We start from the raw sequence: 13,662 nt of genomic DNA, 5'->3' as shown, positions 1-13,662 counted from the left end.
CAGCCTCGACGGAAGAAGTGATTTTCGTGGTAAAACACACAACCGATGAGATTTACGACAAATTGACAGAACTGGAGGGTTCTCTCAACTCCCGCAAGACTGCCGGAAGTTCGTCTGCTGTGACGACAGGGGAGCTCAATCAGAAGGTCACAGACCTCAAGAATGCCATCTCCGAGGGCCCCAAAGACAAGGCCACAGACTTGAAGGGAGCCCTTTCGGAGCTACCCGTACTGAAGGAAACACTGGCAATCCTAAAAGGCGGCAGTGGACTTGCCTACATAGTCCTGGGAGTAGTAGCCGCGAAGGCAGCCCTCTCTACTCTCGGCATCAAGATTTTCGACATCCAAAAGGGTATCCAGGCACTGTCCCGAAAAGCATTCGACGGTAGGGAGATCACAACAACGGAAAGTGGAAGGATAACCCGGGCCAGACCCGAGGAACCTCAACAGCCGCGCCCCCTTCCTTCTGTCACCCAGGTCAACGAGGTCAAGGAGGCAATACGCAAGTTGAACGCGGAGGTTCACACCTATAGTTCGCGCGCACGTCAACTGCCCTCCTCCCGCAACATGAAGCAGCTGGCTTCCGCGGCCGAGCGCCTCGACCGGGTTGCCCGCGCCCACGGGAACGTCTCTCAGCTCGCTTCCGCGACCAACACCCTGGAACAGCGGTTCCGCTCACTCTCGCAGGCGGTCTCCGGCGCCGCCGGCGCCGCCTGACCGGAGGAGGTCCCTGTGTCACTCGTCAGCTCTCTCACCCGCGCCACCAGCGCCCTTGGCCGTCTGCGCACCGCGGCCAATTCGACCGGCAGCGCCCTCAACACCATCAAGGGCAGGACTGGTCAGGCCGACAGCGCCGTCGGCAGGCTTCGCGCCGGACTCGGCACCGCGGATACGTCTCTCGCCAAGTCCAAAACCTCCACCGACAAGTTCAAGACCTCCCTCGACCACCTCAAGTCCTCCTCCGGCAAGGCCAACACTGCCCTCCGCGACGTAAAACGCCAGTCCGACGCGGTCGAGAAGTCCGTGGGCAAGGCCGGCAAGTCCGCCACGGGCGGCGGCAAGTCCATGGGCGGCCTCGGCAAGGGCCTCAAGGGTGCAACGCTCGCCCAGAAGGGCCTCAACACCGCCATGAAGGCCAACGCCTTCGGGCTGATCATGACGCTGCTCGCGCCGATCATCGGCCAGTTCATCAACATGGACAAGGTATCCAAGGCTCTCGCCGCCGGCGTGAAGTGGGCCTGGAACGCCATCTCCGGGGCCATCAAGTCCCACGCCGGGCCCATCAAGAGCATCATGAAGGGCCTGGTCAACGGCTTCACCGCACTGCCCCGCGCCTATATCGGCGGCATCAACGCCATGATCCGCGGCCTCAACTCGATCCACGTCAAGATCCCCGGCTGGGTGCCGGTCGTCGGCGGCAAGGAGTTCGGGATCCATCTGCCACAGATCCCGAACATCCCCACCCTCGCCGAGGGCGGCGTCGTCAGCGCCCGCGCCGGCGGCCGCCTCACCGTCATCGGAGAAGGCGGCGAGGACGAAGCCGTCATCCCGCTGTCCAAGCTGAGCCGCATGCTCGGCCACCACCCGGGCGGTGGCGCCGCCCTCCACCGCCTCGCCGCCGCCGTCGAGAAGCTCGCCGAGCGGCCCGTGCACGTACAGGTCGACTCGCAGACCATCGCCCGCGCCGTGTTCCTGGGGCAGCGGCAGCTCGCCCGCCGGTAGGGCCAATTCCCTGACCATGCACAGCCGATGACGCCCGATGCCGTCGGCCCTTTTCCATGCCCGCATGCTCCGACAGCAAAGAGAGGTGAACCCCATGGCCAGCAACCTATGGATAGGCCCCCCAGGAGCCCTCTACGAGATCGACCAGGCTGCCACGTCCTTCGACCGCAGCGCCGAGCTCGGCGTCAGTGAGTTCAAGTCGCTCGCCGGCCGCGTCACCATCACCCGTACCGCCGCCACCGCCCGCCGGATGAAGATCGGCTGGGACCGGCTCGCGATCGCCGACACGCGGGTGCTCGACCGGCTCGCGCGGCGCATCGACGGACCGGGGCCCCTGGTCCTCATCGATCCCGCCGCCGGCAATGTCCTCGGCGCCGCCCAGGCCGCGGGACGAGGAGCCGCCGGGGCCACGGACACCACGGGCCTGCAGCAGTGGTTCAAGGTGTCCACGACCGGCGCCGTCGCCGAAATCGCCGCCGCGCCAGGCACGTTCGCGTTCACCGCCGCCGACGCCACCAGCAAGGTCGCCTGGCGCTGCGTGCCGTGGGGCGACAACTTCCCCGTGGCCCCGGGTGCGCGCATTTCCTTCCGCGCGCCGACCGCCTTCGCTGCGCTGCCCACCGTCGCCGTCAACATCGACTTCAAGAAGGCCGACGGGAGTTACCTGTCGGGCCCCTCGGCCACAGGGGCGTACGTCGCCGCGACCGTGCCCACCGGTGCGGTGTACGCCACTCCCTGCGCGACCCCGGGCGCAGCGGGAACGTACGCACTGGCCGGTGCCTGTCTCGCGTACGACGACGGGGCGGCGGACAACGTCCCCGGCGACGGTCTGCCCGCGATGTCCGTCACCGCCTACAGCGACACCCCCGGCCGGCCGCTGCCGTACCGCAGCATCAGCCTCGATCTGGTGGAGGTGGCCAGTGCAGCCGGCTGACAGCACCACGCGGACGGCGCTCGCCTCCGGCGAACGCACCGCCACGCACACCACCCGGCTCGGCGGCAAGGACGTCACCGCGCAGGTGGAGTCCTGGCAGGTCGAGCGCTCGTACGCGACCGATCTCCCGGCTGCCATGCGGGCGTTCTCCGGCAGCTCGGCCGCCCAGCTGCAGCTCCAACTGGCGGGTACAGGAGGGGATTCCGCCCCGGAGCTGTACTCGGCGTGGGCCGACCACGCCACCGGCGACCTCGCTCGCCCCGGCCAGTCCGTCGTCCACGAGACGGGCGTCGGCGGCGGCAGTACGCTGCCCGCCTTCCGCGGCACCCTGCGCAACCGCAGTGCCGCCTCCGGCTCGGACACGGTGCAGCTGACCGCGCTCGACGGCGCGGAGCGACTGCGGGCGCCCGCCGAACTGCCCCGCCCTTACACGGGTTTGTACTGGGGACGCCCTCTTGCCAGCGCCACCTGGTGCGTCGACGAGCTGCTGCGGCAAGGGGGTCTCCTGACCGCCCCGCCGCCGCGCGCCCCGCAGTTCGTCGCCGGGCAGCCGCTGACCCTCGTCCACGCCACCCTGCACGGCGGTTTCGCGACGCCGTACGGCATGCCCGAGGACCTGCCCGATCCGCGCCACTACACCTGGTCACGCACCGGTGCTCCGCACGAGATGGCGCTGGTGCCGCGCGGACTGCCCGCCGGCGAGAGCGGCATCACCGCTTCCTGGTTCCCGCGCAGCCGCGTCACGGTGCCCGGCAGCCGGCTGCTCGCCGAGGCGTGGGTGAACAACGCCGTCGGTATCGGCTCCACCGTACGGATCGACCTGGAACTGAACCGCACCGGCACGGCCATCGGCACCATCTCCCTGACCCTCGACTTCACCAAGGGCATCATCCTGGCCACCTCGCTCAGCTCCGACCCGCAGGTCCCGGGCAGCGGCCTGCAGTGGGGGCAGAACGCCACCGCCATGCAGACGCAGCGTGGCATCTGGCATTTCGGCGCATACGTCGATGTCTACGCGTCGACGAACAACCAGGCTCTGCCCTCCGTGATCCCCCTGCTCACCGCCCCGAACGGCAGCACCTGGGTGGGCGGCGCCGCCGTCTTCACGGCCGCCACCGGCCCCCAGCCCGTCGCCGAGCTGCGCAAGGTCCGCCTGGTCACCTCCATGGCGACAGAAGGGGTCCAGCTGACCAGCGGTCTGACCGCGCTGCCGACCGTCGCCGAGTTCAGCCAGGCCGGCACCTGGACCAAGACCGCCGAGCTCGACGAGGCGATCCTGCCGCTGCGCACCATCCCCAAGATCTCGGGGTCGCAGTGGGACGCGATCGGACAGATCGCCAAGGCGAGCATGTCCACCGCCGAGATCGACGAACGCGGACGGTTCCGTTGGCGCAACTTCACCCGTTTCGCGGCCGCGCCGACCGCCCCCGATCTGACCCTGACGTCGGTGCGCGACATCGCCGCACTCACGGTCACCGAGGAGATCGACGCCTGCCGCAACTTCTGTGTCCAGCCGGCCAAGGACTGGGGCGCGGTGCGCACGACCACCGGGGAAACGGTCGCCGACACCGTGGTGCGGGAGATCCCGGCGAACGGCTCGCTCACCATCTCGTACGTCTTCGGTGAGGAGGAGCTGGACGTGGGCCCGCCGGACACCGATGACGACTCGGTGGTCACCTCCGGTTCCTCCTTCCGCGTCGCCACGCAGAACGCGGCGGGCACGAAGGCCGTCAAGGGGGCGGTCGACGCGCTCGTCCGGCGCGAGGACGGCACGATCGTGCTGCGGCTGACCAACCGCACCGCGACCAAGCTCTACACCGTCGATCAGAGCGGCGGTCCTTCCATCCGCATCGTGCCGATCCGGCCCGACCGCGATCCTGTGGAGCGGCAGGGAGTCTCGTATGTCCCGGGGAGCGGCAGCGAGCGCTTCTACGGGCGCCAGGAGTTCTACGGCGAACAGTCCGACTGGGTCCAGGACCTCGGCGCGGCACAGCAATTGGCGCAGGCCATGCGCCTGGCCGGGGAGTACCCGGTGCCGGTTCTCGAGGATGTGCAGGTCCTGTACGACCCGCGGATCCAGCTCGGTGACGTGGTGCGGATTCTCGACACGACGGGCGCCACTCTCGACACGCTCGCCTGGGTCGTGGGCATCAGTACGTCCGCGTCCGCGGGCGGCGGGGTCCAGCAGACCCTCAGTCTGCGGGGCGTACGGGCGAACGGGGTGCCCGCCGACGCGGGGCTCACCCCGGACGCTCCCGCTCTGCCCCCGCTGCCGGACACCTCCGCGACCTACGCCGAGGTGGCGGCCGCGTATCCGACGCTCGCCACTCTGCTCACCGCGAATCCCACCTGGGGCGATGTGAAGGACGGCGCCCCGGCCTGACCGCCCCGCCCCCGCGCCGACGCGCCACCGATCCGCAACCCCCCGCACGTCCCGACCCGAGACGGAGGTCCCGTCATGTCCGAGCCCGCACCGGAACCCGTCGCCGTGCAGCCCCCCGAAGCGCTGCTGCGTGAACTCGCCGAGGCGATCGCCCGCGCATCCGACCCGTACCAGGACGATCCGCCCGGCCCCGCGCCGTCCGCCGCCGAGGAACTGCTGACCGTCACCCTCGACCCGGCCACCACCCAGACCACGCTCCAGGAGGAGTCCGCATGACGATCCAGTACACGCCGATCAGCACGCTCCCCTACCCGCAGGCGACCGATCCCGCCGACCTGCCGGCCCATCTGAAATCACTCGCCGACGCGGCGGACGGCCGCCTGGTGATGCGCTTCCCGGACGCGGCGACGCGCGATGCCAAGCTGACCGCGCCGGTCGCAGGCATGCTGGCCTGGATCGGCACTCCGGGCCGGATGATGTACTACACCGGGTCCGCCTGGGTGCCCGTGGCTCCGGTCCCGGTCTTCCGGGTCAACCTCGACGACGGTGACACCACGTCGACCGCGTACGTCGAAACTCTCAGCAACGCCGTGGGCGACCCGATGGCCGCGACGTTCACCGTGCCCGCGTCCGGCCAGATCATCGTCACCGTGGGCAGCTACATCCGGACCTCCACCACCGCCACGTCCTTCATGTCCGCCAACATCCGCAACTCTGCGGGCACGGTGCTGGTCCCGGCGGACGACAACCGCGCGGCCGCGGTGACCAGCACCAACCGGACCTCCGTCTCGGCACAGTTCCTGGTCAGCGGGCTCGCCATCGGAACCACGCACACGGCCACGCCCGCATACCGCTCCAGCATCTCCACGAACACGTCGTACTTCGACACGCGCTACATCCGCGTCGACCCCATCCCGTAGGAATCCAGAACCTCACCCGCCAAGGAGCCCCGGTGGCCACGCCCCTGACCCCCTACGCCTTCGCCCGCGCCCTGCGCGGCGAAGGCGTACGCATCTCCGAACACCCCAACTGGCAGACCCACAACCGCAACCACAAGGGCCCCTGGGGCCCGGTCCACGGCGTGATGCTGCACCACACCGCGGGCAGCAACAGTCTCACTCTGTGCCGCGCCGGCACAGCCGTGCTCACCGGGCCGCTGTGCATCGGCCTGGTCGCGAAGGACGGCACGGTGCATCTGGTCGGCTACGGGCGCACGAATCACGCCGGCCTCGGTTCATCCGCGGTGCTCGACGCCGTACGTGCTGAGCGCACAGTCCCGCCCCCGGGCCCGGACGCCGAGGACGGCAATGCCCGCTTCTACGGCTTCGAGATCGAGAACCTCGGCAGCGGCAACGACCCGTACCCCACCGCCCAACTCGCCGCTGCCGAACGCCTGTCGGCAGCGATCTGCCGAGCGCACGGCTGGTCGGCGGCGAGCGTCATCGGCCACAAGGAGTGGACGCGGCGCAAGATCGATCCGTCGTTCTCGATGGCGGGAATGCGGACGCGGATCGAGGCGCGGCTCGGCCTCGGACCCGTACCGCAGCCGGAACCCCAGTCGTACGAGCCGTTTCCGGGCTCCGCGTACTTCACCCCCGGCCGTCGCAGCACACTCGTCACCGCCGTCGGCAAGCGTCTGGTCGCGGAAGGATGCGGGCGCTACCGCGTCGGACCCGGGCCGGTGTGGGGCGAGGCCGACGTCCTCTCGTACGCCGCCTGGCAGCGCAGGCTCGGCTATGTGGGAGCGGCCGCGGACGGCATTCCGGGACGCGCCAGCTGGGACAGGCTGCACGTGCCGCACGCCTGAGGAGGAGACGAGGATGAGTGATACGGGCACCGGGGGTGTCGCCGTCGAGCTGGAGCGGCTGCGGCGCAGCGTGGACGTCGGATTCGCCACCACCCGGGGCGACCTGGCGCTGCTTCTCCAACGCGCCGACCAGACAGACAAGACGCTCGTCGACCACGAGGAGCGGCTCGACGCCCTGGAGCGCACCCGCTGGCCCCTCCCGTCACTGGCCGCACTGACGTCGTGCACCGCGCTCGCCATCGCCCTGTGGGAGGCGACGGCAGGACGGTGAAGCACAGGGGGACCGGCACGACAAAGGGGCCGGGAGGTTGAATCACTTCAACCTCCCGGCCCCTTGTCCGCCTTCTGCAAGCGGGAGGACGTGCTTCGTGAGGCCGTCGCGCGGTTCAAGGGGCTCTGAGCAACGGCCTGTCCGGCGCCGCCCGTCCGGCTTTGGCCTCTTCGGGTCCGAGCCGCGCTTCCCGCTGCCCGCGTTCGCGCTGCCGCCGGCGCACGCCCTGACAAAAACCCGGCCGAGGACGGCGGTCGTGGTGACCGTCGCCCCGGCCGGACTGTCGTTCGCCTACGGGACGTAGTCGCTGACGCCGTCCCGTAGGTGCTGTGAAAGGCTGTGCGCTCAGGCGCTCGGCGCGTCCGAGCCGTCGCCCGACTCCTTGTCGGCCGGCTCCAGACCCAGACGCTCCCGCAGCCACTTGTCGAACTCGATCGAGGCCCGCACCCAGCTGACCGTCGACGAGACGAAGTGCTCCAGGCTGACGCCCGTACCGATGAGCATCTGCGCCTCACCGATCAGACGGACCGGGGTCTCGGTGTCCTCGGCACCCTCCTCGGCCTCGTGGGTGTGGGTGTAGACCTTGGGCCACAGAGTGCGGCGGTTCCAGTCGTCGATCGCGTCGAGGAGGACCGGGCGCTGGTCGGCGGCGTGCGGGCGGTCGTAGAACGTACGGACCGAGAACACCTGCTGCTCGTCCTCGCCACGGAACATGAAGTACGTGCGGAAGTCCTCCCACGGCGCCGCGAGGTCGCCCTCGTCGTCGACGACGTACTTCAGCTCCATCTGTTCGAGAAGCTGCTTGACGAGGTCCTGGTCAGGGACAACGGGGCCCTCGGGTCCTGTCGCCTGCGGTTCGGGCCGGCCCCCGAAATTAGGAATCGAGGAAGGATCGATAGACATCGCTGGGTACTCCTGTGGATCGCACGTGGTTTCCTTCCGTCGACCCTAGCCGCGTTTGACGGCCAGTAGTTCTACACCCTCCGGGGAATCGTCCCCGCATCAGCTTCCCGGGCCCGCGACCAGGCAACGGCGACAGGGATCGCACACAGCACTCCGAGGAGTCCGGACGCACCGATGGTGTCCGCCGACGACCCGGACAGCTCCGCTGCCAGGCCGCCCATGGCGACACCGATCCCCTGCACGGCGATCAGCCCCGACCTGGCGAGCCCCAGCGCCTGGCCACGCTGGCCGGCCGGGGTCAGGAGTACGAAGGTGGCTCCGGCGGTGATCTGATAGGCGGAGCACACCCCCGACGCCATCAACACGAGCACGGCCACACCTATGCCGGGACCGAGCCAGTAGATGAGCAGCGGCAGATTCGCGCCGACCGCCAACGGCCCGAGCAGGCGGCGCCGCCACTCGTCCCCGACCTGAGCCCGCCCCAGAAGAGCTGCACCCAGCACCATTCCCGCCGGATGCGCGGCGAGCAGGAGTCCCACCGAGGCGGCGCCCCCGCCGACCTCGTCCGCGAAGGGGGCGGCCAGCCCCTCCGGCAGGACGACGAACCCCGCGAGCCACCCCAGCGCGACCAGCGACCGCAGCCTCCGATCCGACCAGATCAGTGCGGCCGCACTCCCGACCTGAGCGCCGAGCCGCGTCTTCCGCTCGTCGGCACCCGCCGCGGGACGGGCCTTCACGCCGAACCTGACCAGAATCGCCGAGAGAAGGAAAGTCACCGCGTTCACACCCAGGGAGAGGTGACTGCCCAGCCATACGGCCAGCACTCCCCCACCGGCGAAACCGACCAGCTGTCCGGCCTGGTGAGTGATCAGCATGACTCGCTGGCCCCGCTCGTATCTCTGCTCGCCGAGCACGGTCGGCAGAAGTGCGCCCTGCGCAGCGCCGAAGGGTGCCTCGGCCAGCTGCGCCAGCACCAGCAGCCCGGCCAGCAGCGGCAACGGCGTCCCGGGCAAGGCCATCAGCGCGACCAGCACCGTCCGCACCAGATCGCATCCGATCATGACCGTACGCCGGGGGAACCGGTCCGCCAGGCCGGACAGGAGCACCCCGGACAGCAGAGCGGGCAAGGTGGTCAGCGCATACGTTGCCGCGGTCCACCCGGGCGAGTCGGTGCGTTCGAACACCAGCAACGACAGGGCCACCCGTGCCAACTGGTCGCCCAGGATCGACTGGGCATAAGCGGCCCAGAGAGTACGAAATTCGCTGAGGTGAATGAGATTGTCACGTCCGGACTTTTTGGGACCCGGACTTATCTCGTCGCTTATCCGTTCGACCATGCGGGTACCCTACCGGCTGCCGAATTCGGTATCTGCTCCTCCTTGGAGCAGGTCACGGAAGGCGGCTCGCAGTGTCCTGATTATTCGCGTGACCCCGCTCAGGCGTTGTGGGCATCCGGGCATCTGTCCCGTTGCAGGGGCAGGTGGTACGGCCTGGGGCAGAGCAAGGTGTGGTGAATCCGCACCTCGACGCGGAGTGGGACGTTCGGCTCATTATCGACGTTGAACAACAGATCACCGATGACGGCGATCGATTTCCCATTCTCCGGAAATCACCGCAATTCTTCTTCAATTGCACTGCGGCGCAGACGACGAGTCCCCAGCCGGGACGCGTGGTCTTCCGGCTGGGGACATGACGTCGAACAGGTCGTACGCCGTCCACAGGGGCTACAAGGTCTTCCCCGAGGTCGCGGGACCGACGAGCAGGCCGTCCCCGACGCGGTCCACCCGGACGGTGTCCCCGTCCTTGACGTCGCCCGCGAGGATCTCCTTCGCGAGCCGGTCGCCGATCGCCGTCTGGATGAGGCGGCGCAGCGGCCGTGCCCCGTAGGCCGGGTCGTTGCCCTCCTCGGCCAGCCAGGCCAGGGCCTCCGGCGTGACGTCCAGGGTGAGCCTGCGCTCGGCCAGACGCCCCGCGAGCCGGTCGATCTGGAGCTTCGCGATGTGCGAGAGCTCGTCGCCGGACAGGCCGGAGAAGACCACCAGGTCGTCGAGCCGGTTGAGGAACTCCGGCTTGAACGAGGCCCGTACGACCTCCAGGACCTGTTCCTTCTTCACCTCGGGCTCCGTCAGCGGGTCCATCAGGAACTGACTGCCGAGGTTGGAGGTCAGGATCAGGATGGTGTTGCGGAAGTCCACCGTCCGGCCCTGTCCGTCGGTGAGCCGGCCGTCGTCGAGGACCTGGAGCAGGATGTCGAAGACCTCGGGGTGGGCCTTCTCGACCTCGTCCAGCAGGACGACGCTGTACGGGCGGCGGCGGACCGCCTCCGTGAGCTGGCCGCCCTCCTCGTAGCCGACGTAGCCGGGCGGGGCGCCGACGAGACGCGCCACGCTGTGCTTCTCGCCGTACTCGCTCATGTCGATGCGGACCATGGCCCGCTCGTCGTCGAACAGGAAGTCGGCGAGCGCCTTCGCGAGCTCCGTCTTGCCGACACCCGTCGGGCCGAGGAAGAGGAACGAGCCGGTGGGCCGGTCGGGGTCGGCGATTCCGGCGCGGGTACGGCGTACCGCGTCCGACACCGCCCGTACGGCCTCGGTCTGCCCGATGAGGCGCTTGCCGAGCTCGCCCTCCATGCGGAGCAGCTTCTGGGTCTCGCCCTCCAGCAGGCGGCCGGCCGGGATGCCGGTCCAGGAGCCGACGACGTCGGCGATGTCGTCCGGGCCGACCTCCTCCTTCACCATCGTGTCCTTGGCCGCCTCCTGCTCGGCCTCGGTCGCCTCCGCCAGCTCCCGCTCCAGGCCGGGGATCTCCCCGTACAACAGCTTGGAAGCGGTGTCGAAGTCGCCGTCGCGCTGGGCGCGCTCGGCCTGGCCGTGCAGTTCGTCGAGGCGTTCCTTCAGTTCACCGACGCGGTTGAGGCCCTGCTTCTCCTTCTCCCAGCGGGCGGTGAGGCCGCGCAGCTCCTCCTCCTTGTCGGCGAGGTCGCGGCGGAGCTTCTCCAGGCGCTGCTTGGAGCCGGGGTCGGTCTCGTTCTTGAGGGCCAGTTCCTCCATGTGGAGGCGGTCGACGGCGCGCTGGAGTTCGTCGATCTCGACGGGCGAGGAGTCGATCTCCATGCGCAGCCGGGACGCCGACTCGTCGACCAGGTCGATGGCCTTGTCGGGGAGGAAGCGGGAGGTGATGTAGCGGTCGGACAGGGTCGCGGCGGCCACCAGCGCCGAGTCCGCGATGGAGACCTTGTGGTGGGCCTCGTAACGGCCCTTGAGGCCGCGCAGGATCGCGATGGTGTCCTCGACGCTCGGCTCCGCCACCAGCACCTGCTGGAAACGGCGTTCCAGGGCGGCGTCCTTCTCGATCCGCTCGCGGTACTCGTCGAGCGTCGTCGCGCCGACCATGCGGAGCTCGCCGCGGGCCAGCATCGGCTTGAGCATGTTGCCCGCGTCCATGGCGGAGTCGCCGCCGGCGCCCGCGCCGACGACGGTGTGCAGCTCGTCGATGAAGGTGATGATCTGACCGTCGCTCTCCTTGATCTCGGAGAGGACGGTCTTCAGCCGCTCCTCGAACTCGCCGCGGTACTTGGCGCCCGCGACCATCGCGCCGAGGTCGAGCGAGACGAGCCGCTTGTTCCGCAGGGACTCGGGGACGTCACCCTTGACGATGCGCTGGGCGAGCCCCTCGACGACGGCGGTCTTCCCGACGCCGGGCTCGCCGATGAGTACGGGGTTGTTCTTCGTGCGCCGCGACAGGACCTGGACGACACGCCGGATCTCCTGGTCACGTCCGATGACCGGGTCGAGCTTGCCCTCGCGCGCGGCGGCCGTGAAGTCGGTGCCGAACTTCTCCAGGGCCTTGTACTGGCCCTCCGGGTCGGGTGTGGTCACCCGGCGCCCTCCCCTGCTCTTCTCGAATGCGTCCAACAGCTTCTTCGCACCGGCGCCCTGCCTGGTGAGGATCTCACCAACACGGCCGCCCTCGGCCGCGATGCCGATCAGCAGATGTTCGGTGGAGAGGTAGTCGTCGCCGAGCTCCTTCGCGCGCTGCGCGGCGTCGGAGATGACGGCGAGCAGCTCACGGTTGGCCTGCGGCGGGGCGACGGTCGACCCGGTGACGCTGGGCAGCGACGCGAGCAGCCGCTCGGTCTCGCTGCGCACGGCGGCCTGGTCGGCCTCGACGGCGGCCAGCAGGTCGATGATGTTCTCGTTGTCCTCGCCCTGGAGCAGGGCGAGGAGCAGATGCCCGGGGGTCAGATCGGGGTGTCCGTCCTTCACGGCCCTGCTGGTGGCCGCGTTGATGGCGTCCCGGCTCCTGTTGGTCAGCTCGGCGTCCACGTGCGCTCTCTCCTCCTTGCGGTGACTGGCCTGTTCACAACTATGACCAGATCAACGTCCACAAAGTTGAGTCTATTCCACTCAAGGTGCGGTCTGTTCCGCGCCACACGGCCCACGCCCGGAACCCGGAGCGGAACAGGGCTCCCGACCGAGTGAACCGGCCGGACCGCTCCTCCGCCACCGCACCGCATCGGGGCACGGGCCGCGGATACCTACCCTTTCCCCATGGCCGTAGACGTACGCAATCCCAGCCCCGAGTACCTCGCCTTCTGGCGCGAGTACCACGTGTGCACCCTGACCACCGCCCGCCCCGACGGCAGCCCGCACGTGGTGCCGGTCGGCGTGACATACGACCCCGAGGCCGGACTCGCCCGCATCATCACCAACAAGGGCAGCAGAAAGGTCGCCAATGTCCTGGCCGCCGGCCCGGACGGGGCACGGGTGGCGGTCTGCCAGGTGGACCGCGGGCGCTGGGCGACGCTGGAGGGCCGCGCGACGGTCCGTACGGAGCAGGACGTGGTCGACGACGCGGTACTCCGCTACGCGGAACGCTATGGGCGCACGCCGGCGCCCAACCCGAACCGGGTCGTCATCGAGATCGCCCTCGAACGGGCGCTGGGCCGGGGCGCACCGGTCCGCACGGCCTGAGCCCCGGCAGTACCCCACCGTCCGCCCCCGGACAGCACAGCGGCGCCACCGTGTTCAGGTCACGATGGCGCCGCTGTGTGGGGGAGTGTCCGAGCGACATGGAACGACGGGGGATCGCTCAGGCACTGCGGGGGGTGGCGGAGATAGTTTCTGGTTCGATCAGCTGGTGGTCACGCCGATCGAGGTTGACGAAGATCATTCCGTACCGGATCGCGCACCGGACGGGCTGCGGCGCCCCGCGGGGACGACGGAGACACCGGTAGGCGCGGACCTCGTCGTCGTCCTCGAGGACGACGACGACAGGCTCTCCGAGCAGGGTGACCATCAACGAATCGCCATGGCGGGGGAGTGCCGTGAGCAGATCGATGAAGTGCCACCCTGAGCGGTAGGCCGAGGCCATCTCCCGCCGGAAGACCCGGTCGTCCGGCGGGATGGTCATGCCTCCGCCAGATTCACCGGCGTACTGCCCCAGGAGATGTCGTCCGGCGTGGACCAGGCGATGTCACCCGGCGTGGACCAGGCGATGTCACCCGGCGCGGAGACCGGCGTGGACCAGGCGATGTCGCCCGGCGCGGACCAGGCGATGTCACCCGGCGCGGAGACCGGCGTGGACCAGGCGATGTCGCCCGGCGCGGACCAGGCGATGTCACCCGGCGCGGAGACCGGCGGT

At 69.4% G+C, this 13,662-nt stretch carries 13 protein-coding genes and 1 pseudogene; 9 read left to right on the top strand and 5 right to left on the bottom strand.

Features of this window, described 5'->3' with window-relative positions; genetic code table 11:
- Nucleotides 1–17 precede the first annotated feature (17 nt).
- The 8 genes from AB0I23_RS34770 to AB0I23_RS34735 all read left to right on the top strand — a co-directional run bounded on the left by AB0I23_RS34770 (nucleotide 18) and on the right by AB0I23_RS34735 (nucleotide 7,116).
- A complete protein-coding gene (locus tag AB0I23_RS34770) occupies nucleotides 18–716 on the top strand; it encodes a hypothetical protein (RefSeq protein WP_359115655.1) in 699 nt (232 codons plus the stop codon).
- A gap of 15 nt (nucleotides 717–731) precedes the next feature.
- On the top strand, nucleotides 732–1,721 hold the full coding sequence (locus tag AB0I23_RS34765; RefSeq protein ID WP_359115652.1) for a hypothetical protein: 990 nt from the start codon (nucleotides 732–734) through the stop codon (nucleotides 1,719–1,721).
- Nucleotides 1,722–1,815: 94 nt separating this feature from the next.
- Entirely contained in the window at nucleotides 1,816–2,655 is an 840-nt protein-coding gene (locus AB0I23_RS34760) for a hypothetical protein (protein WP_359115650.1), read from the top strand.
- Nucleotides 2,642–5,038, top strand: a complete 2,397-nt coding sequence (locus AB0I23_RS34755) for a hypothetical protein (RefSeq protein WP_359115647.1) — start codon at nucleotides 2,642–2,644, stop codon at nucleotides 5,036–5,038. The genes AB0I23_RS34760 and AB0I23_RS34755 overlap by 14 nt, the downstream gene beginning before the upstream one ends.
- Nucleotides 5,039–5,113: 75 nt before the next feature.
- Entirely contained in the window at nucleotides 5,114–5,314 is a 201-nt protein-coding gene (locus AB0I23_RS34750; protein WP_359115644.1) for a hypothetical protein, read from the top strand.
- The gene (locus tag AB0I23_RS34745) at nucleotides 5,311–5,958 is read left to right on the top strand and encodes a hypothetical protein (RefSeq protein ID WP_359115642.1); all 648 of its coding nucleotides are present in this window, start codon (nucleotides 5,311–5,313) and stop codon (nucleotides 5,956–5,958) included. The genes AB0I23_RS34750 and AB0I23_RS34745 overlap by 4 nt, the downstream gene beginning before the upstream one ends.
- A 32-nt stretch (nucleotides 5,959–5,990) precedes the next feature.
- Complete coding sequence (locus tag AB0I23_RS34740; RefSeq protein WP_359115639.1) at nucleotides 5,991–6,845, top strand: peptidoglycan-binding protein; 855 nt, start codon at nucleotides 5,991–5,993, stop codon at nucleotides 6,843–6,845.
- A 13-nt stretch (nucleotides 6,846–6,858) separates the two neighbouring features.
- A complete protein-coding gene (locus AB0I23_RS34735; RefSeq protein WP_359115637.1) occupies nucleotides 6,859–7,116 on the top strand; it encodes a hypothetical protein in 258 nt (85 codons plus the stop codon).
- Between the two features lie 345 nt (nucleotides 7,117–7,461).
- On the opposite strand, the gene AB0I23_RS34730 is transcribed toward AB0I23_RS34735, so the two are convergent.
- The 3 genes from AB0I23_RS34730 to clpB all read right to left on the bottom strand — a co-directional run bounded on the left by AB0I23_RS34730 (nucleotide 7,462) and on the right by clpB (nucleotide 12,344).
- The gene (locus AB0I23_RS34730) at nucleotides 7,462–8,019 is read right to left on the bottom strand and encodes a YbjN domain-containing protein (RefSeq protein WP_359115635.1); all 558 of its coding nucleotides are present in this window, start codon (nucleotides 8,017–8,019) and stop codon (nucleotides 7,462–7,464) included.
- A 71-nt stretch (nucleotides 8,020–8,090) separates the two neighbouring features.
- The gene (locus AB0I23_RS34725) at nucleotides 8,091–9,356 is read right to left on the bottom strand and encodes an MFS transporter (RefSeq protein ID WP_359115632.1); all 1,266 of its coding nucleotides are present in this window, start codon (nucleotides 9,354–9,356) and stop codon (nucleotides 8,091–8,093) included.
- A gap of 387 nt (nucleotides 9,357–9,743) precedes the next feature.
- Entirely contained in the window at nucleotides 9,744–12,344 is a 2,601-nt protein-coding gene (clpB, locus tag AB0I23_RS34720) for an ATP-dependent chaperone ClpB (protein ID WP_359115630.1), read from the bottom strand.
- Between the two features lie 225 nt (nucleotides 12,345–12,569).
- Here clpB and AB0I23_RS34715 point away from each other — a divergent pair, with 225 nt between their 5' ends.
- On the top strand, nucleotides 12,570–12,992 hold the full coding sequence (locus AB0I23_RS34715; protein WP_359115627.1) for a pyridoxamine 5'-phosphate oxidase family protein: 423 nt from the start codon (nucleotides 12,570–12,572) through the stop codon (nucleotides 12,990–12,992).
- A gap of 118 nt (nucleotides 12,993–13,110) precedes the next feature.
- Here the strand turns inward: AB0I23_RS34715 and AB0I23_RS34710 are convergent, their stop codons facing one another.
- Both AB0I23_RS34710 and AB0I23_RS34705 read right to left on the bottom strand, forming a co-directional pair.
- Nucleotides 13,111–13,431, bottom strand: a complete 321-nt coding sequence (locus AB0I23_RS34710; RefSeq protein WP_359115624.1) for a (2Fe-2S)-binding protein — start codon at nucleotides 13,429–13,431, stop codon at nucleotides 13,111–13,113.
- Nucleotides 13,428–13,662: pseudogene (locus AB0I23_RS34705) on the bottom strand (hypothetical protein); the annotation flags it as partial. The pseudogene AB0I23_RS34705 and the gene AB0I23_RS34710, both read right to left, overlap by 4 nt.

Source organism: Streptomyces atratus (genome assembly GCF_040655115.1).
GTDB lineage: Bacteria > Actinomycetota > Actinomycetes > Streptomycetales > Streptomycetaceae > Streptomyces > Streptomyces atratus_D.
This window is presented reverse-complemented; position numbering and strand designations above follow the sequence as displayed.